The organism is Providencia sp. PROV252, from assembly GCF_033676005.1.
GTDB lineage: Bacteria > Pseudomonadota > Gammaproteobacteria > Enterobacterales > Enterobacteriaceae > Providencia > Providencia vermicola.
Genome location: NZ_CP096294.1, coordinates 4041981 through 4066605 on the forward strand (window position 1 = coordinate 4041981; position 24625 = coordinate 4066605).

The 24625-nt window shown below is 42.0% G+C and carries 22 protein-coding genes; 7 read left to right on the forward strand and 15 right to left on the reverse strand.

Annotation, left to right across the window (positions count from 1 at the left end; translation table 11 throughout):
• The first annotated feature begins 237 nt into the window (after window positions 1-237).
• Both narX and narL read left to right on the forward strand, forming a co-directional pair.
• The gene (gene narX / locus M1F05_RS18620) at window positions 238-1965 is read left to right on the forward strand and encodes a nitrate/nitrite two-component system sensor histidine kinase NarX (protein ID WP_206083355.1); all 1728 of its coding nucleotides are present in this window, start codon (window positions 238-240) and stop codon (window positions 1963-1965) included.
• A gap of 21 nt (window positions 1966-1986) precedes the next feature.
• On the forward strand, window positions 1987-2643 hold the full coding sequence (gene narL / locus M1F05_RS18625) for a two-component system response regulator NarL (protein WP_206083354.1): 657 nt from the start codon (window positions 1987-1989) through the stop codon (window positions 2641-2643).
• A 3-nt stretch (window positions 2644-2646) separates the two neighbouring features.
• Here narL and M1F05_RS18630 read toward each other — a convergent pair whose 3' ends face one another.
• The 7 genes from M1F05_RS18630 to M1F05_RS18660 form a co-directional block, all read right to left on the reverse strand.
• On the reverse strand, window positions 2647-3801 hold the full coding sequence (locus M1F05_RS18630; RefSeq protein ID WP_206083353.1) for a CdaR family transcriptional regulator: 1155 nt from the start codon (window positions 3799-3801) through the stop codon (window positions 2647-2649).
• 25 nt (window positions 3802-3826) lie between these two features.
• On the reverse strand, window positions 3827-4978 hold the full coding sequence (locus M1F05_RS18635; protein ID WP_206083352.1) for a glycerate kinase: 1152 nt from the start codon (window positions 4976-4978) through the stop codon (window positions 3827-3829).
• A 33-nt stretch (window positions 4979-5011) separates the two neighbouring features.
• Window positions 5012-6352 carry an MFS transporter gene (locus M1F05_RS18640; RefSeq protein WP_206083351.1) on the reverse strand — a complete coding sequence of 447 codons (1341 nt, stop codon included), beginning with the start codon at window positions 6350-6352 and terminating at the stop codon, window positions 5012-5014.
• Window positions 6353-6472: 120 nt separating this feature from the next.
• Complete coding sequence (locus M1F05_RS18645) at window positions 6473-7657, reverse strand: thiolase family protein (protein ID WP_206083350.1); 1185 nt, start codon at window positions 7655-7657, stop codon at window positions 6473-6475.
• 9 nt (window positions 7658-7666) lie between these two features.
• Window positions 7667-8404, reverse strand: coding sequence for a 3-oxoacyl-ACP reductase FabG (gene fabG / locus M1F05_RS18650; protein WP_206083349.1), 738 nt, complete (start codon window positions 8402-8404; stop codon window positions 7667-7669).
• Between the two features lie 26 nt (window positions 8405-8430).
• Entirely contained in the window at window positions 8431-9999 is a 1569-nt protein-coding gene (locus M1F05_RS18655; protein WP_206083348.1) for an acyl CoA:acetate/3-ketoacid CoA transferase, read from the reverse strand.
• 67 nt (window positions 10000-10066) lie between these two features.
• Window positions 10067-11584 (reverse strand): class I adenylate-forming enzyme family protein, encoded by a 1518-nt coding sequence (locus M1F05_RS18660; RefSeq protein WP_206083347.1) that lies wholly within the window; start codon window positions 11582-11584, stop codon window positions 10067-10069.
• A gap of 481 nt (window positions 11585-12065) precedes the next feature.
• On the opposite strand from M1F05_RS18660, the gene yghU reads away from it, so the two are divergent.
• Complete coding sequence (gene yghU / locus M1F05_RS18665) at window positions 12066-12905, forward strand: glutathione-dependent disulfide-bond oxidoreductase (RefSeq protein WP_206083346.1); 840 nt, start codon at window positions 12066-12068, stop codon at window positions 12903-12905.
• 206 nt (window positions 12906-13111) lie between these two features.
• On the opposite strand, the gene M1F05_RS18670 is transcribed toward yghU, so the two are convergent.
• The 3 genes from M1F05_RS18670 to M1F05_RS18680 all read right to left on the reverse strand — a co-directional run bounded on the left by M1F05_RS18670 (window position 13112) and on the right by M1F05_RS18680 (window position 16491).
• Window positions 13112-14770, reverse strand: coding sequence for an iron ABC transporter permease (locus tag M1F05_RS18670; RefSeq protein WP_318825897.1), 1659 nt, complete (start codon window positions 14768-14770; stop codon window positions 13112-13114).
• Between the two features lie 64 nt (window positions 14771-14834).
• On the reverse strand, window positions 14835-15767 hold the full coding sequence (locus M1F05_RS18675) for an ABC transporter substrate-binding protein (protein ID WP_375084323.1): 933 nt from the start codon (window positions 15765-15767) through the stop codon (window positions 14835-14837).
• Between the two features lie 61 nt (window positions 15768-15828).
• Window positions 15829-16491, reverse strand: a complete 663-nt coding sequence (locus M1F05_RS18680; protein ID WP_206083792.1) for an ABC transporter ATP-binding protein — start codon at window positions 16489-16491, stop codon at window positions 15829-15831.
• 631 nt (window positions 16492-17122) lie between these two features.
• On the opposite strand from M1F05_RS18680, the gene M1F05_RS18685 reads away from it, so the two are divergent.
• From M1F05_RS18685 to M1F05_RS18700, 4 genes are all read left to right on the forward strand, one after another.
• Window positions 17123-18391 (forward strand): cytosine permease, encoded by a 1269-nt coding sequence (locus M1F05_RS18685; protein ID WP_206083343.1) that lies wholly within the window; start codon window positions 17123-17125, stop codon window positions 18389-18391.
• A 256-nt stretch (window positions 18392-18647) separates the two neighbouring features.
• Window positions 18648-19646 (forward strand): methionine ABC transporter ATP-binding protein, encoded by a 999-nt coding sequence (locus M1F05_RS18690; protein ID WP_206083342.1) that lies wholly within the window; start codon window positions 18648-18650, stop codon window positions 19644-19646.
• Between the two features lie 2 nt (window positions 19647-19648).
• Window positions 19649-20335 (forward strand): methionine ABC transporter permease, encoded by a 687-nt coding sequence (locus M1F05_RS18695; RefSeq protein ID WP_206083341.1) that lies wholly within the window; start codon window positions 19649-19651, stop codon window positions 20333-20335.
• A 64-nt stretch (window positions 20336-20399) separates the two neighbouring features.
• On the forward strand, window positions 20400-21224 hold the full coding sequence (locus M1F05_RS18700) for a MetQ/NlpA family ABC transporter substrate-binding protein (protein WP_206083340.1): 825 nt from the start codon (window positions 20400-20402) through the stop codon (window positions 21222-21224).
• 62 nt (window positions 21225-21286) lie between these two features.
• On the opposite strand, the gene M1F05_RS18705 is transcribed toward M1F05_RS18700, so the two are convergent.
• The 5 genes from M1F05_RS18705 to M1F05_RS18725 are packed head-to-tail and all read right to left on the reverse strand — an operon-like array spanning window position 21287 to window position 24624.
• Window positions 21287-21823, reverse strand: coding sequence for a fimbrial protein (locus M1F05_RS18705; RefSeq protein ID WP_206083339.1), 537 nt, complete (start codon window positions 21821-21823; stop codon window positions 21287-21289).
• A 13-nt stretch (window positions 21824-21836) separates the two neighbouring features.
• Complete coding sequence (locus tag M1F05_RS18710) at window positions 21837-22385, reverse strand: fimbrial protein (RefSeq protein ID WP_241016807.1); 549 nt, start codon at window positions 22383-22385, stop codon at window positions 21837-21839.
• 12 nt (window positions 22386-22397) lie between these two features.
• The gene (locus tag M1F05_RS18715) at window positions 22398-22931 is read right to left on the reverse strand and encodes a spore coat protein U domain-containing protein (RefSeq protein WP_206083338.1); all 534 of its coding nucleotides are present in this window, start codon (window positions 22929-22931) and stop codon (window positions 22398-22400) included.
• Window positions 22932-22943: 12 nt separating this feature from the next.
• A complete protein-coding gene (locus M1F05_RS18720; RefSeq protein WP_206083337.1) occupies window positions 22944-23954 on the reverse strand; it encodes a fimbrial protein in 1011 nt (336 codons plus the stop codon).
• Window positions 23955-23964: 10 nt separating this feature from the next.
• Complete coding sequence (locus M1F05_RS18725; RefSeq protein WP_371007297.1) at window positions 23965-24624, reverse strand: fimbrial chaperone; 660 nt, start codon at window positions 24622-24624, stop codon at window positions 23965-23967.
• Between the last annotated feature and the right edge of the window lies 1 nt (window position 24625).

Consider the following 24625-nt stretch of genomic DNA (forward strand, 5'->3'; position numbering starts at 1 on the left):
CACGAAATTCAGACCGTCCACCAGAGGAGTATTAGGGGTATTTTTAGTTAACCAATTAAATATAAACGAATAATTTAATACATTAAAAACATTCATTGATGCAAATTTTAGCAAAAAGACTCGGCGAGATATTAGGGAGTAATACCGAAGTGGCATATTCAATTTTGTCTAATAGAGGAACAATAATAGCGTTATAAAAAATATTGAATAATGATGTCATGGAATTAAGGATTATGTATGCCAACTGCGAACCGCCGATTTTCAATCATTAACCAAGTTATTGGCTTAATGTTATTGATTGCTGTACTCGGTATTATTGGCATGACAATTTCCAACCAAATGATTATTAGCGTGCAAGGGAACGCTCACGCAATAAATAAATCGGGGTCGCTAAGAATGCAAAGTTATCACTTGCTTTCATTAACACCACTCAATACCTATTCGGATATTTATCTGAATGAACTTGAACATGATTTATTAAGCCCTGAATTAACCCAAGTGGTCGAAATAGAGGATTTAACTAATCTATTTAGCGAGCTTCACCAATATTGGCTAAACGACTTAAGACCTGCGCTAGCAAAAGCCAATTCCCCCAATGATGCACGTTTTGAGGTTATCACTTTTGTTAATAAAATCGATGAGTTAGTAAAAAGTATCGATGAAAAAACAGAACGTAAAATGACCTATGTCGCCATGACACAAATGGTGTTTATCGGCCTCGTTTCTCTATTATTACTCTTCACCATTTGCCATTTTAGGAAGAAAATTTATTACCCTTGGCTAAAACTGTTAAATATGGTGAATGCGATTAGTCATCGGGATTTTAACCAACGTTATCCAACGTATAAAAAACATGATGAGCTTAGCGCTCTTGGACAAACATTAAACCAAATGTCTGATGAATTAGCGCAAAGTTACCGTCAATTAGAGTCTCGTGTCGAAGAAAAAACGGCAGACTTACAGAATAAAAACAAAGTATTGCTGTACCTGTATCAATCAAATCGTACCTTGCATTCCATCGACCCACTGGCGGTACGCCTAGAAAAAGTACTGATAGAACTACAAAACCTAATCCCCCTTAAAAATATTAGCTTGCGGCTATATGAAGAAAATAACGATACCTATTTTCATGACATCCACTGTGGTGAATTTCCAGCCCCTGAAACCGTGGAACATCCAACAATGTTATCGTGGGATATCTCCGATAATTTACACCGCTATGGGGTTATCCTAGCTGAGATCTCAATAGATAGGCCTTTATCCGATGAGCAAAATAATTTAGTGCTAATGTTGGTCAAACAAATCACTGGTATGTTAGCAATGGCGCACCAATTAGAGCAGCAACAACAATTGCTAATTATGGATGAACGCTCGGCAATCGCCAGAGAACTCCATGACTCTATTGCCCAATCGTTATCATGTTTAAAAATGCAAATTAGCTATCTGCAAATGCAGCCAGAATCTTTGCCCAATAAACAACAAGATTTACTCAATGAAATGCGCAATGAAATTAACTCTGCTTATAGCCAATTACGTGAATTATTAACCACTTTTAGGTTAAAGCTCACTGAACCAGGTTTATTGCCCTCTTTAGAAAGTACTATCAATGAATTTAGCCAACGTGTTGGCTTTGAAATAAATTTGAATTACCAACTGCCAGCAAAAAGCATTTCGCCACACCAAGCTATTCATATCATACAGATAATCCGAGAAGCCTTGAGCAATATTCTCAAGCACGCCAATGCAAATTGGTCGCAAGTTTCGTTATTCGAAAATGCAGACGTTATCACCGTCACCATTGAAGATAATGGTGACGGTATTCAACCCCTGCCCACAAAAAATAACCATTATGGACTGATTATCATGAGGGAAAGGGCTCTGAGCTTAAACGGAGAATACCAAATTGCACCTCGTGTTCAGGGGGGAACAACAGTCAGTGTCACATTCCCACTCGCTGTGGCTTAATTAAATTGGAGTTACTTGTTGATGGAAAACAAAAATATCACCACTGGCCAATCCACAATTTTACTCATTGATGATCATCCGATGCTGCGTAATGGGGTTAAGCAACTAATCAGCTTAGAGCCGACATTGCGAGTCATTGGGGAAGCTGATGACGGAGAAACAGGCATTAAAATCGCCGAAGAATATGATCCGGATTTAATCCTATTAGACTTAAATATGCCAGGAATGAACGGGTTTGAAGTCCTCTGCAATTTACGCAACCACGAACTTTCTGGCCGCATTATTTTATTCACCGTTTCTAACTATGGTGAAGATTTAATTAATGCGCTAAAACACGGTGCTGATGGCTATTTATTAAAAGATATGGAACCCGAAAAACTTATTGTTGCATTGAAAGAAGCCGCCAGCGGTAAAATGGTTGTCAGTCCAACATTAGCCTCTGTTTTAGCCGAATCATTAAGAGATAATCGCACATCTACTGAACATAATTTATCGGTACTCACCCCAAGAGAAACGCATATTTTAGATTTAATCTCACGGGGGCTATCCAATAAGCAGATTGCCAATAAATTAAATATTACGGAGAGTACCGTTAAAGTACATGTGAAGCATTTACTGAAAAAACTCAATTTAAAATCGCGTATTGAAGCCGCTATTTGGGTTTTACAGCAAAAGTAATAATTAGGTTAATGCATCTAACCATGGCTGCTGTTTTGGATAACGCCGACGGTAGCCATGCATCGCCACCGATAGTTGAATCAAATCAGTGAATTTTGTTGGGTCTAGCCCCGTTTGCTTTTTAATTTGTTGTAGCCGATAACTTAACGTGTTGCGGTGAATACCAAGCTGCAAAGCGGTATTACCAATTTCACCATTTTGCGATAAAAATAACTCTAACGTTTCCAACAAACTTTCCCCTGAATCATGCAATAAAATTTTGTTGCAAATATCCAAAAAGAAATTAAATAAATAACTGTTTTCTAACTCATTAAATAAACAAAATGAAGCCATTTCTTTAAATAAGAAAACCTGTTTTTCAGGGACTGTCTGACGTCCCACATCAATCACTGAGCGAGCAAAATGCACCGCATCACGCACATGTTCTTCGCTATCGGCTTGCACACCAACACCAATATAGTACTGACTCAGTTGACCATCCAAAATAAAATGTAGGTTAGGAATAAATGATTCATTTTGATAGTGTTTTGAGGGAAATAGCATCAATACTTCACGGCTATTGAGTAGCAATACATCACTTTTTTCCATCGCCGATAATTCTGTAATGATGGTATCTAAGATTTCAGGGCGATATTGAATGGCTTCAATATTAATAATCACTGGGATCGTGGGTAGCGAAAACGAAAAACCTGAGTTATGCAGCTTTAATAATGCACTACGTCCCTGAATAGGTGTGGCACTTTCAATAAACTGAACAAATAACATATCCCGTAAGCGGTGCTGCCAATTGATGCTACGACGCTCAATTTCTTGCTGAATAAGTAACTCCGCGGTAAGAATCGCTAATTCCGCATAACGCTGAATAACCACGGGATCGCCACTCACGCCAATCACCAACTCCACTTTGTCAGCCACAATAATCGGATGATTGATCCCTGGGGCTACATTAGAATAAGCACGGGCTTCATTTTCATTGTAAATTGTGATCCGTTTGCCGCAGCGGATCACCTCCACTGCGGCTTCATGTGTTTCACCAATACGTTTTTTTTCACCTGAAGCGATAATCATCCCCTGACTGTTAATCACATTGACGTTGTGGTGGATGATCCCCATCGCACGCGTGACAATATCATTAGCTAATTTTTCAGTCAGTAGCATATTACCGCCTCATCTTATTGTTTTATTAAATTTTTTGGCTTGCTAATACTGTTCTTAGTAAGTTTTCAGCGGTATCCACTAGGTAACGCTCTCCATTAACCATCGCTTGCTCTAAAGAAACAGGTCCAGGGCAAAGTGACCACATCGCCGTAATCCCGTGTTGATACAAAATTCGACTATCCTCACTGTATCCACCGCATAAGGCGATTGTCGGCACACCAAAGCGGCTTGCCATACGGGCGACACCGACGGGTGCTTTACCGTTGGCACTTTGGCTGTCCATCCGCCCCTCTCCAACAATCACTAAGTCTGCTTGTTGAATATAAGCCTCTGCACCCAATAACCCGAGAACAAGGTCAATCCCTTTTTCGAGCTTAGCATCGACAAACCAACGCAATCCTGCACCGAGTCCACCAGCCGCGCCACTTCCCGCTTCTGATGAGACATCTTTCCCTAAGGTACTCGACATTAATTGTGCATAATGCGTCATACCTGCTTCCAGCTGGTCTAGTACAGTTTTATCAGCCCCTTTTTGTGGGCCATAAATATACGTTGCTCCATTTTTGCCGAGCAGCGGGTTTTCCACATCACAAGATACGTTAAATTCAACGGCCGCAGCACGAGGATCAAACTTATCCAAGTCAATTTTTGCGATATTAATAAGGTTCTCACCATTTATTGGCGAGCTAATCAGTTGATGGTTTTTATCGTAAAATTGTGCGCCAAGTGCTTGCGCAAAGCCCGCCCCGCCATCGTTTGTTGCACTTCCACCTATACCAAGAATAATGCGGTTGCACCCCAAGTCGAGGGCATATTTCACCATTTCCCCCAAACCGTATGTTGAGGCTTTTTCTGCATGGCGAAATTCAGGTTTGACAAGCTCTAGGCCACTGCATTGTGCCATTTCAATAAAAGCGGTTTTTCCGTCCAGCACCAACAGCCGTGCATCAACTTGGCTGCCATAAGGCCCTGTACACGTCAATATGTAAGGCGTTACACCAGATAAAACTGGACTATGCTCTAGTGACTCCAACAGGCCTTCTCCGCCATCAGATATTGGCAATAACGTCATATCCAAATCGGAGGATACACGCTTGAAACCCTCAGCAACTGCTTGGCATGCCTGCTGTGCTGAGCAACTTCCTTTAAAGGAATCAAGTGCGATAACAATTTTCATGTAGGCTTTCCTATTGTAAATGGCGATGTTGCGTTATTTTGCTTGTACCGATGTTGGCGTTTTTACTTTCTCGCTGTTGCTCATACCGTTGGTGTTCACTCGCGAAGCGATAAGTGTTCCGATAACCAACAAGCCAACACCAAACCATAATCCAGAGGTGGCAGTGCCTGTGTAATCTTCAAAGAAACCTAAAATAAATGGTCCTAAGAAACCGCCAAATAACCCTAAACAGTTCAGTAAGGCCAAACTCCCTGCCAGCATACTACCACTCATATACGTTGGTGGAAGTGAGAAAATAATAGATTGCACAACAAAGAACATAAAGGCAGTTAAGCAAAAGCCGATTAGCCCAACCACTGGCCCGCCAAGTGCCCCAATCACCAATCCAACAGCCATCACCGCATAACCCGAAATTAAAATGCGGGACGAACGACGCGGAGTATTCGCTTTTCTTGCCACAAAAATGCCGCCAATAGCCGCTGAAATCCAAGGAATTGCCGTTAATAAGCCTATTTGAATTGGCGTTAATTTACCGTATTCACCAATAATCGTTGGTAAAAAATAACTTAAGCCGTATACAGAGAATTGGTGCGTAAAATAAATCGCGACAATCATCATAAACGCTTTATTTTTAAATGCCGCCTTAAGTGAGAATTTGTTATTACTGACGCTAATGCTGTTTTGGTCTTGCTCGTGTTTATATTTAATATAATTCCGATCGTCTTCATCTAACCATTTTGCGTCTTCTGGTTTATTCGGTAAAACAAACCACACGACAAAAGCCAAAATAACCGCAGGTAAACCTTCAATCACAAACATCCATTGCCAACCATGGAAACCTAATAGCCCATCCATGCTTAACAATAAACCACTCAATGGTGCACCAATGATATTGGCAAGACACACCCCTAATAAGAATAACCCAGTTGCTTTAGCCCGTTCTTCTTGGCTAAACCAGTAGGTCATATACAGGATCACACCAGGGTATAACCCCGCTTCTGCTGCCCCTAATAATAGGCGCAGAATATAAAAAGACGTAGGCCCTGTAACGAATGCCATTGCGGCAGACAATAACCCCCACGTGATCATGATCCGCGTGATCCAAAAGCGCGCACCCACTTTTTCCATGATCAGGTTACTTGGGATCTCAAGAATTGAATAGGTCAGGAAAAATAACCCCGCGCCGATCCCGAATGCCGTGGCAGATAATCCGAGGTCTATCGACATCGCATGTTTTGCCATCCCGATATTCGTGCGGTCAATAAAGCTAATAATATAAGCCAAAATCAATAACGGCATCAGGTTGCGATATATCTTTGCGTTGGTCTTTTTACCCTGTGCCGCATAATCTAACTTTGCATTTGTAGAAAACATAGATAAGATCCTCATGTTGCAGTGAAACAGGCTTGGTGCTTTCTTACATTCCCCTACCTGTTGTTATTACCTCAGCAACAGCCCGACGCCCCACGTCGGGCTTTTTACTTGCGGTATTTCTTATTCTCTTTCGAACAACATTGATATCCCTTGACCACCACCGATACACATCGTCACTAACCCTGTAGTAACCTGACGGCGTTCCATTTCATACATTAACTTAACGGGTAAAATCGCCCCACTCGCCCCAACGGGGTGACCCAGTGCAATCGCGCCGCCATTCACATTGACCCGTGAACTATCTAATGACAAATCATTCATAACTGCTATCGCCTGAGCGGCAAAAGCTTCATTTAACTCAATGAGATCAATGTCTTTGACATCCATCTTTATTTTTTCCATCAAGCGGCGTGTCGCAGGTGCGGGACCGAACCCCATAATAGCGGCTTCACATCCTGCAACCGCCCAATCCACCACTTTCATCCGTGGCTTCAAACCACGTTTTTCCGCTTCTTCGCGGCGCATCATCACTAATGCCGCTGCACCATCATTAATCCCTGAAGAGTTGGCTGCAGTAATCACACCATCCGCTTTAAATGCAGGGCGTAATTTTGCCAGTTTTTCCCTTGGCGTATCTCGTGGGTGTTCATCCGTATCGAAAATACGTGTCCCTTTACGCCCTTCTTGAATTTCCATCGGCAGGATTTGATCTTTAAAGTAACCTGCTTCGATGGCTTTCAGCGCTTTTTGCTGACTATCCCAGGCAAAATCGTCCATTTCCTCACGGGAAATATTAAATTGCTCTGCGACATTTTCCGCCGTCATCCCGTTGTGGTATGGGCCTTCAGGCCAAGTTAAAATCGACGTCAATCCATCTTCTAAAACATCATTGCCCATGCGGTAGCCATAACGCGCTTTACGCAAGTAGTACGGCAGCATGGTCATGTTTTCCGTTCCGCATGCCACAACCACATTCGACTGCCCTGTTTGCAACAACATCATGCCATCTGCCAGTGCCTGTAGCCCCGAGCCACATTGGCGGTTAACAGAATAAGCGGTAGTTTCTTTTGGTAAGCCAGCACGTAGTTGACAGATCCGCGCAATAAAACCGCTTTCTGCGATTTGCCCCACGTTTCCGACAATCACTTCATCCACATCTTCTGGTGCGATCCCTGCACGTTTTACGGCTTCGCGGATCACTTCAGCCCCTAAATCGTGTTGGTGCGTGTTCGCAAAACTGCCACCCATGGTACCAATCGCCGTTCTCACACCACTGACAATCACAATATCATTTGCGTTTTTCATTCTGTTCTCCTACAGCACCATACCGCCGCCAACGTTAATCACTTCGCCATTGATATAGCGCGCTTTGTCTGACGCTAAGAACGCCACACATTGCCCAACGTCTCGTGGGTCACCCGCAAAGCCCGCAGGGATTTTGCTGATCATGATGTCCCACACTTTTTCAGGCACACCCCGGGTCATGTCAGTATCAATAAACCCAGGGCAGATAGCATTGACGGTGACGCCTTTACGCGCCAATTCGCGACAAGCGGTTTTCGTTAAGCCGATAACCCCTGCTTTTGAGGCTGCATAGTTAGCTTGCCCCACATTTCCTAACCAGCTTGCGGAAGAGATATTCACAATGCGACCACTTCCTTGCTCGCGCATCAATTTTGCTGCTTCTTGCATACAGTTAAACGTGCCTTTCAAGTTAATGTCGATAACCTTATCCCAATCGTCGTCACTTAACTTATGCAGCATGCCATCACGGTTGATCCCTGCGTTATTGACAATCACGTCAATGGCGCCAAAGTGTTCTTTAGCTTGTGAAAAGAGTGCATTTACTTGCTCGCGTTTGGAAATATCACACGGGATAAACACGGCTTCAAAGCCTTGATCCTGTAGCTGTTTTGCGCTTTCTTCACCAGAGGACATCGCGAGGTCGGAAATCACCACTTTTGCACCTTCTTCTGCCAGTACCTGTGCAATAGCAAAACCAATACCTCTTGCTGAGCCCGTGACGATGGCAACTTTGTCTTTGACTAACATAAATAAATTCCTCTTTAATATTGAAACTATAAATACGAAACCAAACCAAAAGGCGCTTCTTCAAATAATGAAGAGGACATCACTTTCAAATCAGGGGAGATTTCTGGCACGAAATCCATATGGGCAAGAATGTCACGCTCAATGTCAATCCCTGGTGCGATTTCAACCAATACAGGCACTTTTCCACCCAAGGTAAATACCGCACGCTCCGTGACAAAATGCATGGTTTGGTTAATCTGGCGTGCCACATCTGCGTTCCAAGAAATCTGCCTAACGTTATTCACCAACTTACGAATATCCCCTTCACGGGTAATCTTTAACTGCCCGTTTTCACAGTGGATATCTAACCCTTTCGCAGTAAATGTTGAGCAAAAAACCACATGGCGGGCATTTTGTGTGATATCAATAAACCCACCTGCTCCTGGGCAAATATTGCCAAGTAAAGTGGCATTCACATGGCCGCTGGCATCCATTTCCCCTGCGCCCATATAGGTGATATCTACCCCCGCCCCGTTGTAGTAAAGCATCTGATCTTGGTGGCTGATCATCGCAGACAGGTTGCGGCCAATACCAAAATCAATCCCCCCCGCTTGAACTCCGCCCCAAATGCCAGATTCCACAGTGATATCCACGCATTTCGTGGCCTCTTCCTCTTGAATGATTGAACCGATCACATCATTCGGGATCCCTGTCCCTAAGTTAATCACACAGTTTTCAGTGAGGTAACGACAGGCGATACGCCCGATCAACTTGCGAATATCGAGCGGCAATGGTGTGGTTTGCTGTACAGGCGTGCGGATATCACCGCACAGTGTTGGGTCAAAGAACCAACTTGAAGACTGGCGGTGGTCTTCTTCTGGGTTATCACAAATCACAATGTGGTCAATAAAACTGGCAGGAACAGTAACGCGTTTCGGGTGCAAAGTGCCTTCTTCCACGCAATACTTCACCTGAGCAATGACTTTCCCACCGAAGCGTTTTGCCGCTAAAACCGCATGCAACACTTCCAACGACATGGCTTCTTCATCAGTGGTCAGGTTGCCTTTGCTGTCTGCATGCGTACCGCGGATCACCACAACATCCAGCGGAATTTCGGGGTACCACAACCAATCTTCCCCTTTAAAACTCACTTTTTCGACCAGCGGTGGCAGTGCTAGCGTTTTAGCATTCATTCGGCCGCCTTCTAAATCAGGGTCAATAAATGTCCCTAAACCGACTTTGGATAAACGACCAGGAAGACCTGCTGCCATCGCGCCATACAAATGCACCATTTGCCCTTGAGGTAAGCAGTAGGCCTCAACTTCATTGTCGTTGATCATCTGCATCCAACGCGGCGCTAATCCCCAGTGAGAGCCAATAATACGTTTCACCATGCCTTGATGTGCAAAATGTTGATTGCCGCGAATACGGTTACATTGCCCTGCCGCATGCACTAACGTTAATTGTTTTGGCGAACCTTCTGATAAAAAACGCTGTTCAATGGCAGACAAAATAGACTCAGCTGCGCTGGTTAATGTCATTCCCACAGTACAAATTGTATCGCCATCATTAATTAATTCAGCGGCTTCTTGTTTAGAGATAAACTTATTATTCATGATAAAACCTACCTAAAGGCTAATATTTCATAGCCCTTTATTTGATAAATTAAAAAAGAATTAGCTATTAGCTATTTAAAGAATAATATCGCTGTTTTAAATCTTTCTTACTTATTTTCCCATTCCATGTTCTTGGGAAATTACGGGTAAACATAATTTTTACAGGGACTTTATAATTAGGTATCCGTTCTTTTAGCCATTCCATAATTTCTTTACTGGTTAAACACACTTGGCTTTCTGGAATAATAAACGCTATCGGTTCTTCACCATAAATTGGGCTTTCTACTGGAATAACGGCGACTTCATTGACACCAGGGTAATTGGAAATTAAATCTTCAACTTCGATAGAATAAATTTTTTCCCCACCTCGATTAATCATATCTTTAATTCTATCTTGAATATAAAGAAAGCCGTCTTCATCCAGATAACCAATATCCCCAGTAAAGAACCACCCATCCTGAAACGACGTGGTATTTGCAGGGCTATCAGGCCAATAACGCTGGATGACAACATCCCCTTTAACCCAAATATTCCCTGTTTCATTTACCTGTTTTTCTTCACCCTTTTCACTTCTAATCGAAACTTTCAGCCCTGGAACTGGTGTGCCTGAACTGGCTTTTTTCGGGCTGTTTCGAATATCATCTAAATATACCGTTGCAGGGGACGATGTTTCCGTTAAACCATATATAGAATGAATTGATGTTTTTGCAAAAATATAAGATAGCTCTTTAATCGTTCCTTCATTTAAATGCCCTGCACCGCAGGCAATCATTTTCAAAGAATTAAATCTTTCTAAATTAATGCTTTTATTTTCTTTTATCTTTTGAACTAATAAAATGAAAACTGTCGGTGAGCCATGTAAAAAAGTAATTTTTTCTTTCGCAATTGTTGAAATCATTTCTTTAGCATTAAATTTTTGATGTAGAAAAATAGTTCCACCAATATGAATAAATAATGCCAAAATAGCCGATAGCCCAGTAATATGGTAAATCGGTACGGCTAATATCGTTTTATCATTTTCAGTTAATTTTAATGTTTGTTGATAAGCATAAACCGCTGACAAAATATTTTTATGCGTAATGACTGCACCTTTTGGTGCCCCTGTTGTCCCTGATGTAAAAATAATGACGGCGGGGTCTTCTTCATTAACATGATTCACAAACGTCATTTCATCCGTCAGTGTTAATGCTTTCCATTGAGAAAGGCTGATACCTTTCACATTAAAGTCCCCCAACCACGGCTGGTAGGTATCATCCCAAAAAATGGCATCTGCATTAATACGTGAAAGATGCTCTTTGCCCTCAAACTCCTTCATTTTGGTGCTTAATGGAATAACCTGAATACCCAGCCCCACCGCCGCATAAAATAGCTGGCAAAACTCTATGGTGTTTCCCCACCCCAAAATAATACGGTCGCCTTTTCGCAATTGTAGGGTCGATGTTAGCCAAAACATCGTTTGGTTGACCTTCACCAATAACTGGCGATAACGCCAATGCTGCTCTTCAAAAACAATAGCGACAGCATCAGGCTGCGTGTTTGCCCTATTTAATAGGCTTTGATAGATATTTGAATTTGATGCAAACATGGGCGCACTCCAACCAACGGATATCTCTTATTGGTATTCAATGTATAAAATGCCCCCTGCGAAATTAGTGCCAATGTTCACATATTGTTCACATCCTTTTTTTAATTGGATTAGTTATTTGCACAATTCGTTTGTTAAATATTTTTCGCTTAAGTGTCAATTAAAGGTGTTTTTTTGATTGCCGAGATAAATATTTACCTTTAGTTATCAACTTAACACTTAAGCTATCTCAGCTTAAGGGCGATTTTTTTACTGACTCGTTGTGCGCATTAACAACACCAGCGTAATTTCACCAATCAGATTTTATGCAAAAAAAACATTCTGTTTAAAGATGAAGTTCATGCACGCTGCACAGTTCACAACCTGATCACACCTAAAAATCGATAAAAAAGCTGGCGAATTGGCAATGGCTTGCTACAGTGGAACCATTAGCAATGGGATTATTGAATCAAATTCTTCGAAATAATTAAGGAGATAATCAATGGCAGACACACCGTATATTCCACCAAAAGTATGGCAATGGCAGCAAGGCAATGGCGGCAAATTTGCCAATATTAACCGCCCTGTTTCTGGTGCCACACATGAAAAAGAACTTCCAATTGGTAAGCACCCACTACAGCTCTATTCACTAGGCACACCTAACGGGCAAAAAGTGACAATTATGCTTGAGGAGCTGTTAGCGCTGGGTATTCAAGAAGCCGAATATGATGCTTGGTTGATTAATATTGGTGAAGGTGACCAATTTGGTTCTGGCTTTGTGGATATCAACCCGAATTCAAAAATCCCTGCATTAGTCGACAGAAGTGGTAAAGAACCTATCCGCGTGTTCGAGTCAGGTTCAATTCTTACCTATTTGGCGGAAAAATTTTCTGCCTTTTTACCTACCACACAGCCTGAGCGCGCCGAAACATTATCGTGGTTATTTTGGCAGATGGGCTCAGCCCCCTTTGCGGGAGGCGGTTTCGGTCATTTTTACGCCTATGCCCCTGAAAAATACGAATACCCAATCAATCGATTTGCCATGGAAACCAAGCGCCAGCTTGACGTGTTAGACAAACGCCTAGCAGACAATAAATACGTGGCAGGTGATAACTACACTATCGCTGATATCGCCATCTGGCCGTGGTATGGCGCCTTAGTCAAAGGCTGGCTATATGACGCCGCCGAGTTTTTATCAGTGCATGAGTACAAAAATGTCATTCGCTGGGCAGATGAAGTTTATGCACGCCCTGCAGTACAACGCGGCCGCCGCGTCAATCGCTTACAAGGCGATCCCGCACAACAAGTACGCGAACGCCACGATGCGAGTGATATTAACTAACCAATATCATCAAGGTGGCATATTGCCACTTTCAGACTGCTGACAAACCGATCAGGTTTGACTACAGACTGGATAGGTTTTGAAAATAAATTAGGAAAATCAATTTATTGATTTTCGGCTGATAACACAAAGCAGGAAAAACCACGCTTTATCCTGCTTTGTCAACAAACTAAAGGTGGCATATTGCCACCTTTAGTTCTTCCACATTATTCTTTGCTATACCGCCCCTGTACCCATTGTGCGCACAGCATAAAACTTAAACTGATCAACACTGCGATGCAGGCCATCGCCATGCCGCTGCCGATGGAGCCTTGCTCAAACTGCCGCCACACAAAGATAGATACCGTCTGCATTCCTGCGGGAGCGAGTAAAAGTGAGGAAACGAGTTCCCTCGATGCCACGGCAAATACCAACATCATCGCGGCCAATAAGCTTGGCAACACTAATGGGAACAGCACCAAACGCAATGTCGTTATTGCAGATGCGCCGTGTACCCTCGCCGCATCCGCTAAACTACCACCAATTTGTGTTAGCGCTGCGCTGCAATACCGCACGGGATATGGCAACAACAAACAACTGTAAGCAAGCAATAAAATGCCCCAAGTATGGTATGGCGTGACAGGCCAGAAAGGCTGATTCCACGCCAAAATCATCCCTACGGCAATCACTATCCCTGGAATGGAAATGGGTAATAAAGACAAGGCATCAATGATAACAGCCCCACGGATACGTTGAGAAACCACCAGCCACGCAGATAAAAACCCTAAAACCCCCGTTAATATCGCTGTTGCGCTGGCTAATGACACACTGGTTAATAACGCATCTAGCGCTTCCGCTTGGGAGTCAACCAAACCAGAGAAATGCCTTAAGGTTAAATTATCCCATGCTAAACCGCCTGAGACCGTCGATGAAAATGCGGTACCAAACATTGCCAGTAGCGGCATCCCGACGGCTAAAAAGCTCACCACTGCAAATACCCCGACAACAGGCCAACGCCATACCCCAAGAGAGCGTGTCACCAACGCCGCGGCTTTCCCTGTCGTCGTCGCCACATTTTTCCCCGAAACAATAGAACGTTGTAGCGTATAAGCAAAAATAGCCACACTCGCCAAAATCAACGATAACGACGCCGCACCAGGTAAATCAATCGGCCAATCCGCTAAACGCTGTTCAATATCCGTTGTTAATACACGAATACCATTCGGTGCACCTATTGCAGCAGGGATGCCATATTCTTCAATCGCTAAGGTAAACACCAACAATAACCCAGCCGCTATTGACGGTAAGGATAACGGAAAGGTAATCCTGAAAAAGGCCTGCCAAGGCGGTGCGCCATGAACTCGAGCCACATCAGCAAGACGGTTACCATTTGCCGCCATACTGCGTGAAACGGCAAAGTACAGCACAGGAAATAAATTCAGCGCCATGATTCCCATCATACCACCTAAGGAAAATATCGCGCTTCCTGGGCTAACACCAAACAACTGTTGGGAATACCCATTCGGCTGCAATGTCAGCATCCATGATAACCCTGCAATATAGGGTGGGATCAAAAATGGGATCAGAAAAAGTAAATCCCAAGTCTTGGCAAACGGCAAATTAAATAAGCCTCGCAACGCCCCTAAAGGGATCGCAATTACCGCACTAATGAGTGCAACGCCGACGCGGAGCAATAATGTGTTTTGTAGTAGTTCGGGTAACTCAGGCTCATTAATTAAATGAATAATCGGCGCGAACGGTTGGGAAAATAGCCCTTGCCCGAGTTGTGGAAACAGCGCCTGTAGCACAATAAAGCACAGAGGGATCACCACTAAAATGGCGAGTGCAATAATGATGATTAAAGGGAGGAAACGAATTTTTATCATTAGAAACAACACTCCTGCTGGGTAAGAGGCCTACCCAGCGGTTTGCTAATTATTGCCGAAAAAACTAACGGAACAAGGCGCTTAAACGAGAGAGAACATCGCTACGTTCTGCGCTATCTGTTGTGGCTTCTGGCAATAATGTCAGTGTCGAGAAATCAGGACGTTTCCCTGCAATATCCGCTCGAGCAGGCATCAACCATGCATTGGCGACGATCTCTTGGCCCTCAGCTGACAGCACGTAGTCAATAAACGCTTTCGCTTCATCAGGCTGTTTGCTGCTTTTTAAAATCATCATTGGTCGCGGGGCTATCGCGGTACCGCTACTGGGGAAAATAACTTCAATGGATTCACCATTGGCAATGCTGCCATAAGCCACGTAATCCACCGCACCAAATACAGCGGCTTTCGCCCCTTGTAGTACTGGGGTGAGCGCTTGTGCGTTTGGCCCCGAAATCACCATACCATTGGCTTTTAAATCAGCAAAAAGTGACCATGCAGCCTCTTTTTTTGCATTTTGTAAACCCAAAACTAAATCCAGTGATGCCCCAGATAATGCTGGGTCTGGCATCGTCACTTTATCCTTAAATACAGGCTGTGCTAAATCTTGCCAATCCGTTGGTTTTGGCGTGCCGCTTTTACTGTTCCACACAATACCAAGAGCTGAAATCCCTTGGGCGACATAATAAGGGGTTTTAAATCGCGCAGGCACTTGCTGTGCATTTGGACTTTCATAGGCCAACAACCAGTTTTTTTGTTGTAAATCAACGGCGGTATCCCATGAAGCGGAAATCAGCACATCCGCACGCGGGTTTGCTTGTTCGGCCTCAAGCCTAGCCATCACTTTGCCCGTTGTGGCCTGAAATACATCCACCTTCGTGCCTGTTTGTTTTTCAAACCCTGCGGCCAGTTGTTTTGCCATCGCGCCAGGCCCCGCGGTATACACAGTAATGGCTTGCGTTGAAACAGAAAACAGTGCACAGGAAAGGCTAAGGCTCATGGTAATACCCTTTAGTGAAAAAACGTGTTTTGCGGTTAACTTTTGCATGGAATTTCTCTCTTCATAAGGTCGTCAAACGGTCAATTTTGCCATTTCGCATATGGGCGATTTGGTGTGCTAACGTATTGGCTTCCGCGGGATCGTGAGTGACATACACCGCAGTAATTTCCAGTGTCCTCAGCAATTGCGCCATTTCTTCACAAAGAGATTGGCGCAGGGCGATATCGAGGTTGGAAAGAGGTTCATCGAATAACAAAATTTCAGGTTCAGCAATAATGGCTCGAGCCAATGCGACGCGCTGCTGCTGCCCGCCAGACAAATCCGCGGGTTTTCGCTTGGCAAAATCCATTAATCCAACACGCTCAAGGGCCTGAACTACGCGAGCTTCAATCTGCTGGCGACCCACTCCCCGCATTCTCAAAGGAAATGCAACATTCTGCGCAACGGTCATATGCGGCCATAAAGCATAATCTTGGAATACCATGCCGAGGTTGCGTTTCTCTGGGGGGACGAGGTGGTGAGCACTTGCGACGATATTGCCCGAAAATTGGATAGTGCCATCAGTGGGCTGCAATAAGCCTGCTAACAGTTTGAGCAAGGTACTTTTGCCGCAGCCAGATGGCCCCAGTAGTGCTAAAACCGTGCCTTTTTCCACCGTTAAGTCGATGCCATTAAGCACATATTGTTGTGAAAAAGCCTGTGATAGATTTTGTATTGCGATCATGGGTAAGTCGCTCGCCGTTTGCCTGAAAGGCAAAATAGTCGAGCACTCACTCGATGAAGAGAGAGCCTGTTGCATCATCTTGGTATCCTCTTTGGGACTTAATCGTTGCCGATGATGCTACGGGGGTAATACGTCAGATTGATGAAGGTTTTGTGAATGGAAAATGACAACTTAATAAATCTATTATATTTATATAAATAATATTTTAACAAATATAAAACATTCAATTTGATTGAAATCACAAATTTAAATTTATTTTTTAATAGAAATATAAAAATATATTTTTAATTTTTAAATATCATCTAAAAACAACATTAATTCACTCATTAACGATGCGTGCAATCACATTAAAACACCTTTATTGAAAACAAATCAACAATCATCCACCCTATTGATGAATACTTTTTAAATGGATTCTATTCTGTACTAACTATTGCTATGCTTGCTACACCATAAAACGAACCAAAAAAATCAATTAATTACAGGTTAATAAAGCAATTTATTCACCATGGGGTTTATTTTCTTTTTTTAGCGAATTAATTCATATCCATAAAATTTAAATTATAGAAATTTTATTATTAATTTTTATAGGTACTCCAATTAATTTTAATTAAAATGAGGTTCACCTAATATGTCAAATAAAGAAAAAGATAATATTTTATTAGATTCCGAATATGAACATGTTCCCGTTCCCCTCGAACACCGAAAAAGTTTTGCCTCGGTTTCTGCTGTTTGGTATAGCTTCCCTTTAGTATTAACCAGTGCTGTTATTGGTGGCGTCGTCACTGCCATGTTAGGGTTTAAAATGGGCGTTACCGCTATTTTAGTGGGTAACTTATTACTGTGTTTAGTCATTGGATCTTTAAGTTATTTAGCTGGGAAAACCGGGGAAAATTTCGCGATCTCCGCAAAAAGAACCTTTGGGCAGCGTGGATATATCGCTGTTTCAGGTTTGCTTGCCACTGTTGTTATCGGCTGGTTTGCATTAATGGTCGGCCTTACGGGTGATACAATGTTCCGCTCATTTGGGCAGGACTTATTACTGATGACGATTTTAGGTGGAGTGCTATATGTTGGCGCAACCTTCATCGGCATTAAAGCCCTCGCCATTTTGGGGTATATCGCAGCACCAATGTATTTGATTTTAGGGTTAATCTCCGTTTACATTGCGATGAAAAGTGGCTCTTCAGATATTCTCAATTACCAACCGTTAGCAGGTGCTGGAGCATTATCTTTTGGTGTTGCAGTTACCATGATTTTCTCCACGTTTACAGATTCAGGCACCATGACGGCTGACTTTACTCGCTGGGCAAAAAATGGCAAACAAGGTTTTCTCGCTGCCTTTACTGCCTTCCCGATTTCCAAATTTTTTGCGGAAGTGATTGGTGCAATTATTGTGGCAACTGGAGTGGTCATGCACCCAGAAGTCACGGGGGGTGATTTCATCACTATTTTAGCAAATTCAAGCCCACTGCTTTCCGTACTCGCGATTATTTTTGTGTTTGTTAACTTGGGCGTTGGCTGTACTCACTGTTTGTACAATGGTGCGGTAGGTTGGTCTCATATTACTAAAGGTAAAATGAGAACCTTAACCATTATTCTGGGGGTTATTGGGATCATCGTTGCTGTAACAGGCATTTGGAATGCATTCCAAACATGGTTGAATTTACTGGGTTTAATTGTGCCGCCAATCGCTGCCATTATCATCATGGATCAGTTAGTACTCAAACGTAAAAATAACGAAGCAAAAAATTGGCAGCCCTTAGCGTTCGTTTCTTGGATACTCGCCTCTGGCATTGCGTTAATCGTGAATGCTTATGCTCCAGAACTCTCCGTTGTCGTTGCTGGGTTAGTTTCATCCTCGATTATCTATTTGATTGGCCATCGATTTTCGAAATAATTTTTAATGGTTGGGGGAGTATCACTCCCTCAACTTCTTCTATTTCAACCTAATCCCATAATCCTTATTCTGAATAACGAACAAAAAAATAATAATCCAATGATTATTAACGTTTCTATTGATTAGACTATTTTCATCTAACTCATCCCTATCTTTTATTTGACATTCATCACATTCCTGATTATTTTAGCGGTATAGACGTCTAGATATCCATTTGTGGATCTATGATATAACCAATACATCCAAGGGGATCAGCGTGATAACACTCAAGAATGTCAGCAAGATCTACAGCCGTAATAAAAAACAGACCGTAGCGGTTGATAACATCAACCTCAATATTGCGGCTGGGGATATTTTTGGCATCATCGGTTATAGCGGTGCAGGCAAAAGTAGCCTCATTCGTTTGCTAAATCGGTTAGAAGAGACTACTAGCGGTGAAATAATTGTTGGGCAACATAATATTACCCACAGCGATGAGAAAGCAGTTTTAAAAATACGCCAATCCATAGGCATGATTTTTCAGCACTTTAATTTACTGTGGTCACGGACAGTGCGAGAGAACATTGAATTTCCATTGCAAATTTCAGGGTTCGATAAAAAGAAACGTAAAGCCCGTGTTGATGAATTAATGGCATTAGTTGAGCTAACCGATAAGGCTGATGAATACCCATCCATGCTGAGTGGAGGGCAAAAACAACGGGTTGGTATCGCACGCGCCCTTGCCAACAACCCTGATGTTTTATTGTGTGATGAAGCAACGTCTGCGCTAGACCCAAAAACCACACAAACTATTTTGCAATTATTGGCACGTATTAACCGCGAGCTGAATATCACCATCGTGCTAATTACCCACGAAATGCAGGTCGTCAAGAGTATCTGCAATAAAGTGGCTGTCATTGATAAAGGCCGTATTGTTGAGGAAGGGCTCGTTAGCCAAGTATTTCATGACCCGCAACATACAATTACACGGCAGTTTTTATCACAAAGTGAGGTTGCGACAGATACCCCTGAAGACTTAAAGGCAATATTGACTGATGGCCCGATTATTCGCGTCGTTTTAGATGAAGAAAAACAGAGCCATTATTTGCTGTATGACTTAATTTCTCAATTTAATGAGCCGATTAAATTGATTAAAGGGGCGTTTAACCAAGGTACTGGCTTTTTATATCTTCAATTTCTACCTGAAACTGAAAAATTAACGGATGCTATTGAGTATCTTAAAAATAAAAGAAATATCGTTGTTGAGGTGATTTAGTCATGGATGATATACAGCATTGGGTTAGTGGCTATTTACCCTATTTAAAATTGCATGTTTTGGGCATTGAAACCCTCAATACGTTATATATGACATTGGTCTCTGGTGCGTTATCGGGCATGTTGGGAATTTTAATTGGTACTTTTTTATTTTTAACCGCACAAGAGGGTAAAAAAGAAAATATTGCGGTTTACCGTGTGCTTTCTTTTATTGTGAATATCTTCCGTGCTGTGCCGTTTATTATTTTAATCATTTTATTATTCCCTGTAACCAAATGGATCGTTGGCACTATTTTAGGGGTTAACGCGGCACTTCCTGCCTTAGTGATTTCAGCGAGTGCTTTCTATGCAAGGTTAGTGGAAATTGCCTTACGCGAGGTCGATAAAGGGGTTATTGAAGCTAGCCAGTCTATGGGAGCAAAACTGCACACCTTGATTTTTAATGTATTGATACCCGAGTCTTCCCCTGCTTTGATTTCAGGCTTAACGGTTACGCTGATTTCATTAGTGGGAGGCACCGCGGTTGCTGGTGCAATTGGTGCGGGCGGGTTAGGAAATTTGGCCTATTTAGAAGGATTCCAACGCAGCCATATGGATGTCGTTTGGGTCGCTACATTAGTGATTTTAGCCATTGTTTTATGTATTCAAGTGATAGGAGACACCCTAGTTCGGTGGATTGATAAACGTTAATAACATCAACCTAGGTCAACGAATTATTAATTTTATCTACACTCAGCTAATTAGGAATAACAGTATGAAATTATCATTATTAACACGTTTTGGGGCATTATTAATTACCAGTTTAGCACTAACTGCTTGCCAGCCAGACCAACAAGAAAAAAGCAATAAATTAACAATTGGAGCATCTTCAACACCCCATGCGGAAATATTAGAGTTCGTTAAACCACAGCTCGAAAAAGACGGAATTAATTTAGATATCCGTGTATTTAATGATTACATTATTCCGAACCAAGCATTGGCTGACAAAGAATTAGATGCGAACTTTTTCCAGCATGTTCCATATTTAAATAAAACATTGGCAGACCACCCAGATTGGAAACTCGTGTCTGTTGGCGCAGTGCATATGCACCCATACCGCTTTTTTTCGCAAAAACACAAGAGCCTGCAAGACTTACCCAATGGAGCAAAAGTACTGAGCAGCAACAATATTTCCCAACACGGTCATATTCTAAAATTGTACCAAGACGAAGGTTTAATTAAATTACGCAGTGATATTGACCCTGATGATGCAACCATTGACGATATTGTTGAAAACCCACGTAACTTACAGTTTTTATTTACTTATGATGCACCATTAATGCCGCAAATTTATAAAAATGGCGAGGCCGATGTTGCCTCTATTGATAGCCATTTTGCGATTAATGCCGGTTTAGATTTAACGAAAGACGTCATTTATAGCGAACCTGCAGCTAACAGTAAATTTGCCAATGTGGTAGTGACGCGTGAGGATAACCAAAATGACCCGCGAATTACGAAACTGATGGCTGCACTGAAAAGCGATGAAACGAAGAAATTTATTTTAGATAATTATAAGGGTGAGGCGGTACCAGTTCCTTAATTTTCCTACTCTAATGATTAAGTTGAATGAAATATTTTAGTTAAACTTCATTCAACTTAATCTTATTTATAAAGCATATCGATGATTACACTACTCTTCATCACTCCTTTTTCAATACTCTGAGCCTGAGCATAAGGTTTTGCATAAAAGCTAATATCAAACTGATTATTGTTATTCGCACTAAATCGCGTATTCGTCCCTGATAAATCAATGGGGGTGGCATCTAACCAAGATAAATAAATACCAACACCCGATAAGTTTGTTTTTAGTTCACCACCCGTCCCATTATTAAGGGCACCTTGGCTACCTGGGCGAAACTTAATATCGATATGACTGGGCTTAAAGCCACTTTTCTGGCAATCAACAATAAACTGCGTCTTTACCGCAGGTTGCTTTCCTGCCAATAAATCACCTTCATTAATGACTTTAAAATCAACGATTTTGTTAAACCCCTTTCCATCATTAATGTCGCAGGTAATATTCACGATATCGAGCGAAATCTTTAATATTGTATCGGGTAACACTTCATCAGAAAAAACGTAATGTGAATAGCCAATCAGAATAGTGGCAATTAAAGAAGCTGATATCTTTTTATTCATATTATTATCCACATTAAATATATTTAATCTTAATTGTAATATGTGTATTCCCACTGCCTAAATTGATAGACTGCCCTCCAAGCGGTAGTACAACAGGCTTTACTTTGATTTTTATCTTCATCAAAGACGCGCCTATTTTTTTAAAAAAGAGCTCTTGCCCCATAGGAACCCCCGAGCCAACAGTACCGACTTGGTCATCTTCCCATGAAACAAGGTAACCCAATGTCGTATTTTTTGAGCCAATATATCCCGAGGAAGCCATTGTTAAATGGGGGTTTGCTGGCTCAAACCGTATTGATATTCGCTGCGGCTTAATCGTTCCTGAGCAATCTAATGAAAGTATCGAATGCCCTTCAATTTCACCCGATAAAATCGTTGCAGCATCGAGAGATCCAAAACTCACATCATCTACAGTTGCAGGTAAACAAGTCGCTATTCTCACATTCATACTAAACTGCGATTGAATAGCTTCACCAACAATCGATGTTTGCTTTGGCACTTCACCATAACTTGGTAGCGCACTAAGTATGAAGAAACCAGCAAGCAAAATAGACCTGAACATAGTTGCCCTTAACTAATTAAATGTCAGCTTAATATTCAAAGCCGTATTTGCCGCCCCTGGAGAAACAACATCGCCCAATGCGATAGGCTTTACTTTAATTGGCACACTGAAACTTGCCGCAGTGGGCTTAGTGGTTGGCGTAATCACAGTGCCATTAATCGCTAATGCGGTATCGACTGGCTTAACCGTAGAACTTCCCCATTTTAATTGATATCCAACTGTTGAATTTCCTTTTGTATTCATTATTCCATTAGCCACATCTTTCACGCCATCAGCGGCCGTAAACGCTAACGTATAATTTGCGAGCGTTGTATCGCAGGTCACTGTTAATGTCATTACTTTATCTGCCACAGTTCCCTTCTTGATATCCCCCGCCGCTTGGTCACCAAAAGCCACATCAGCAACACTAGCACTACAAGATGCTTTTACGGTCATACTTAAATTTGATGTTACGGTACCGCCAGTCACATTAGAGGCAAAACTGGTCGCGTTAGCAGAAACAGAAAATAGAAAGCCAAGAGAAATAAATAACGTTTTCTTTATCATGATTCACTCCTTTTAATTTAATTTCACATTAATCGTTAATGCGGTGTTCGCTAACCCAGGAATAGGCTGTGTTGATAAAGCAACAGGCTTTACCGTCACTGGGATCGTAAAGTTATTGGTTGTGGGTTTTGAATTAGGGGTAATTGCCGTGCCATTGATCACCACCGCACTATTAACTGGCTTCACAGTGTTATTTCCCCACGTAAATTGATAACCAACCGAACTATTCCCTTTTACATTAATAATGCCTGTCGTTGCGTTGTTTACGCCGTCTCTACCTGAAAAACTTAAAGTATATGCAGGAAGTACTGCATTACAGGTAAATGCAATATTGATTGTTTTAGCGGCAATCGAATTCGCTCTTACTGAACTCGCTGTTTGCACTCCAAAAGCCACATCGTTGACAGAAACTGCACAGGAGGCATTGTTTATCAGTGTCATCGATGTTGGTGCACTAAAAGCCACGGTTTCTTTTTGTAATGTCCGGCTGTTTTCACCAATTCGTGAATAAAAATTTCGGGTTAACATATATGTCGGGTTAACGGTTGTTTTTCCTGGGGGTGGCTTCTTTTGTAAATAGACAACACCTGAGTCTGTACTGCCACCTGGCCCAGCTAAGTTGGTATAGCCTGTTCCGCTTGTTTTATAATCCGCCAGTAATAACCAAACCGTATTTCCACAACTTCCAGTTGAACGAAATCTTAAATAACCATCCGCCGAGTTTTTATCTACAGTTCCATAAGAACAGTCATTAGGAGAGGCTCCAAATTTATCAACGATATAAATAAAGTTGCCTGTTGTATTGCCTGCTCCACTTGATGCTCGTAGACATTGCCCTGCAAACGTAATTGGCGCCCCAGGGTTCCCAAAAGAATAGAGTTGGTCACCGACTTTTTTGTTCGTAACATCAATTTGCGCTGGAAAGTTATATTTCAACGATAAGCTTCGACACCTTGCCGCAGAGGCATCGAGTGAAAAAAGCAAAATCATTAATGCGATGAAATAATAAGACTTTTTATTCATGCTAATGTCCTTAACGAAGCTCAATAACACGCCTAGCCCCGTAATCATCAATGGCCTCAACCGTGACTTTCCCAGATAACGATTGCTGTAAATTCACTTCACTGAAAGGGGGAAATAAACTCATTGATTGCTCAATTTCTTTTGATAAAGCCAATGGACGACCATTCACAAACACCTGAGTCAATGCAAAATAATAGGGTGTTGGGTTTTTCAACACAGATCCTGAATACGTGAGGTTTTTCTCTGCATCTTCACGGGCCTCAGCGAGTACTTTGGGGCGATAAATCAGTTTCACTTGCGTATTCAAAGCAACAGCGAGGACGTTACCTTCATCAGCAGAAGCAATAGGGGGGATTTCCTGAACATTTAACCAAAACAAAGACTCTTTATCTTTGGGTAAAATATCATTCACATAAAGTAAGCGGATTAACTGTTTTTCTTCACCCGCAATTTTAAACAAATTAGGTGCTGGTATAAAAAAAACATCATTGCCACTTAAATTATCAACCCAAACCTGACCGCCATAGGTTTTATCGCTATTATTTTTTACTTCAATAGCAATATTTTTACGCCCCTCATCATAGATAAACCGAGTCCCATTCAAAGTAAATGCAGAATAAGCATTTGCGCAGGTAAACAACGATATCAATATAATAAAATGCGATGCCATT